A 3,358-nucleotide genomic window follows, 5' to 3' on the forward strand; every position below is an offset into this window, starting at 1 on the left:
CGAAGCCGAGGGGTGTCCTCGATGGAAGGTTATGAACCCAAACTAACGGTACGTACTCACCAAACCGATCAAACCGTCACCATCGAAATCCAGGATAACGGACCGGGTATTCCCGAAGAGATCAAAGACAAAATCCTGCAGCCGTTTTTTACGACTAAGAAAGGGACTGCGGGTACGGGACTTGGGCTGAGTATTACCAATGATATTATTAAAGCACATGGGGGAGATTTAAAAATTGAGTCAGATAAAAACGGTACCGTATTTTCAATTAGATTACACGCATGAAAAAAATTCACCTTAGGTTTCTTCTCTTCGCATTTTGGGTATACCTGTCTTCTACCCTCTTTTCTTTGGCTGCTTATGGGCAATCCCCCGAAAACATCATATTTAGAAATATCACACCTGACGACGGACTCCCTGTTACTAGCGTTACGGACGTCACACAAGATTCATTCGGATACATCTGGATCGGTTCATGGGTTGGTGTGTATCGATACGACGGCCAAACATTTGAAAAGAAATCACCAGAGGGAAGATATCTTGAAGCTGATAATAAAGGCGGAGTTTGGATCAGTTACAGTCGGGGAGGCCCGCATGCCTATTACAACTCCGTGCAAGATTCTTTACACATTTATGAGATTGAATCAAATGTAGATTTTTACCCCAGAATTGATTTGGATGCAGCCGGCAGGGTGTGGACTGAATCAGAGAATGGACTTCTACATTTTAACGAATCTCTTCAAAGATTTGAGCCTGATTCAACACAGGAACCCGGATCTTCCTTTAATGTCATAGCTCATGCTGACAGTTCGATCTCATATTATTACAGAAAAAGTGAGGATGAATGGGGATTGGCTCATCGTACAGTTGACGGATACCATACTTTTGAATACGCTCCTTTTGATCAGAACAATCCCGAACCAACACTCCGGGCTGATGCGGTCACAGTAAGGTTTAAACCTTATAAAGAGAATGGATTACTGTTTGTCAATGAATTTGGCTGGGCTACCCGAGAAAATAAAAACGAAAATTGGCAATTTATTAAAAGCCCGGATCCGAATCTCCTCAGAAATATTAGCGATGTTATTGTTCACAAAACTGACGAAATGTGGGTACACAAAACCAACTCACTTATAAAAGTTGATATCAAAACAGGAGAGTTTAAAACCTACCTTCATAATGCATTAAACCAAAAAAGTCTACTTGGCTTCAATCAAGTATTTGCTGGCAGCCGGTTATTTATTGATCATCAAGATGTACTTTGGATTCCCTCATTTGCATCAGGAATTAGTCGTTTAAACTTATTTGAAAGTGATTTTGGTTTACTGAAAAATGATGATGGCACACCTTTACTTGATGTTATTTCTGCATTTGAGCTGGAAGATGGTTCGTTTATGATCGGTGCACGATTATTTGAAAACAGCTTATTTCATTTTGATTCGGGTGCAAATGTGATTAAACGATATACAGGTAGATTTGACTCACCTGCGGGCAGATCTGTTAGCAGTGAACTCAGTCATCCATTTGTTTGGAGTCTTGCCAAGGGCTCTGACGGATCCATTTGGGCAGGCACTGGTTCCCCGGGGCCAAACGCAGGAGGATTAAATAGAATACGACCGGGTAGTAATGAAATTACACGATTTAAACACGATCCGGATGACGAAGCCTCTCTTTATCCTGGAAACTGGATATCAAACATTATTGAAGATGGTAGTGGCAGAATTTGGTTCCAAGACTTTAACTCAATGGGCTGGGTCGATCCAAAAACTGAAATCATAACACGTTATAGTCATCCTGAAAATTCCGGGATTAGCGATGGAGAGAATTTCAATGTGTTAGAAACTAAATCAGGGAATCTTATTGTATCCTCAGAAAATAATCGGTACTACCTTATCCATCATGAAGATTTAAGCATTGAAATGATAGATTTGAATGTGGAGCGGGATGCACGTACCAGCATTTATATTCAAGATTTTAATGACCGATTTTGGGTAACAAGTTTTGATGGATTTGGACGGTTAGACAGTTCGTTAACAAAAATTGAAAAATGGTATGATATTGACGTTTATGACTTTCCTATATCAGATTTTTCTTCATTTAAGTTCGACGAGCAAGGGAATGTATGGCTGGGCACAGACAATGGAATTGTGAAGTTTGATCCGGATACGGAAAAAGTAACCCACTACCCTTACCAAAGAGGTCTTCAAGGGTATAAATTTGAAGGACGGGTGAATTACCAGGGCCCGTCAGGAAAGATTTACTTCGGAGATACTGGAGGTGTAAACATATTTGATCCTTCGGAAATCACCGAAAATCCTCACCCACCAGAAATGGTTTTTACGAATCTATCATTGGATGGCAATCAAATTCAATTTGGGGCTGCACAACCCATTGAAACTCCTATAGAAATTGCAGATGTGATTGTTGTTCAACCGGATATTCTGTCCGTTTCCATCGAATTCGGAGCCATGCATTTTGCAGCTAATGAGAGCAATCAATATCAATATCAGTTGGTGGGTTTTGATGATGATTGGCGTGATGGCGGAACCTTGGGTCAGGCAACCTACACCAATTTACCTCCTGGTGATTACACATTTAGAATAAAAGGCAGTAACCTGGATGGGGTGTGGAGTGATGGATTAACATCAATTCAGATGGCAGTACTCCCCCCCTGGTACCAAACCTGGTGGGCCTATGGATTTTATTTCATTTTATTTGTAGCAGGTATTCTTGTCGCTGACAGCGTCCAACGCAGAAGGGTACAGCAGAAAGAGAGAGAAAAAGCCAGGGAAAAAGAACTGGAACAAGCCAGGGAAATCGAGAAGGCTTATCACAATCTTGAAATCGCCCACGAGAATTTAAAATCCGCACAAGAACAACTCGTCCAACAGGAGAAACTGGCAAGTTTGGGTCAGCTCACCGCCGGTATCGCGCATGAAATCAAGAACCCGCTGAATTTTGTGAATAATTTTTCGGATTTGTCTGCAGAACTCATTGAGGAGGCACGGGATGAAATCGAATCTATACGGGCGTATCGCGATACGCCCCTACCGGCTGATGCGCTGGATGAAATGTCAGCAATCCTAAACGATGTGGAAATGAACCTCAAAAAAATCTACGAACACGGCACACGCGCCGATGGTATCGTTAAATCGATGCTCCAGCACAGCCGCGGCGGTTCGGGCAAAATGGAAGCGACCAATATCAATGCTCTCATTAAAGAGTACAGCAACCTGGCCTTTCACGGAATGCGCGCCGGGAAAGATCCAATCAACGTTGATATTGAACTGGATTTAGATAAGAATGTTGGAGAAGTCGAAATGATCACCGAAGACTTCAGCCGGGTGATTTTGAATTT

2 protein-coding genes are annotated in these 3,358 nt (G+C 42.0%); both read left to right on the plus strand.

Features of this window, described 5'->3' with window-relative positions:
- Positions 1-285, plus strand: a 285-nt coding sequence (locus L6773_RS21030) for a sensor histidine kinase (RefSeq protein WP_237856644.1), incomplete at its 5' end; no start/stop codon positions are given.
- Positions 282-3,358, plus strand: a 3,077-nt coding sequence (locus tag L6773_RS21610; RefSeq protein ID WP_304622121.1) for a triple tyrosine motif-containing protein, incomplete at its 3' end; no start/stop codon positions are given. The genes L6773_RS21030 and L6773_RS21610, both read left to right, overlap by 4 nt.

The sequence above is a fragment of the Rhodohalobacter sulfatireducens genome (assembly GCF_022012475.1).
Lineage (GTDB): Bacteria > Bacteroidota > Rhodothermia > Balneolales > Balneolaceae > Rhodohalobacter > Rhodohalobacter sulfatireducens.